This window comes from Oleiphilus sp. HI0080, from assembly GCF_001635135.1.
Map to the genome: position 1 here is coordinate 1 of NZ_LWFU01001220.1, position 377 is coordinate 377.

Here is a 377-nt window from a genome sequence, read left to right on the forward strand (position 1 = left end):
GGGGTCCTGGGGATTTTCCGTCTTAAAAAGACATAATACTACACAGCCCCCGTGGTTCCTGGTCTCCAGAGGGGTATTAACTTAGACATTTCCTCCAGTTTCGGTAATCGGCCGCATTATTTCCTCGATATCGATCAGGTTTTGTTCAAAGTCGAAGCTATAAGTCCCATTCAGATTAATGTTGTGCCAAGCCACCGGCGACACCTGCTTTGTAATCCCCAGCTTTTCTTCATCGCCAATGCCCTCGAAGTGCCTCAGTAAACGGGTCAGTATCATTGAGTTGAAGTAAATAATGGCGTTGGTGAGCAACCTCGCGCATTCATTCCACAAGCTGATTTCATAATCTGACGAACCTCGGAATCGGTTACCATTAACCG

1 protein-coding gene is annotated in these 377 nt (G+C 46.7%); it reads right to left on the reverse strand.

Going from position 1 to position 377, the window contains the following annotated elements; genetic code table 11:
* Nucleotides 1-81: 81 nt before the first annotated feature.
* Nucleotides 82-377: Tn3 family transposase (locus A3751_RS21405; RefSeq protein ID WP_156492720.1), on the reverse strand; the 296-nt coding region annotated here is incomplete at its 5' end.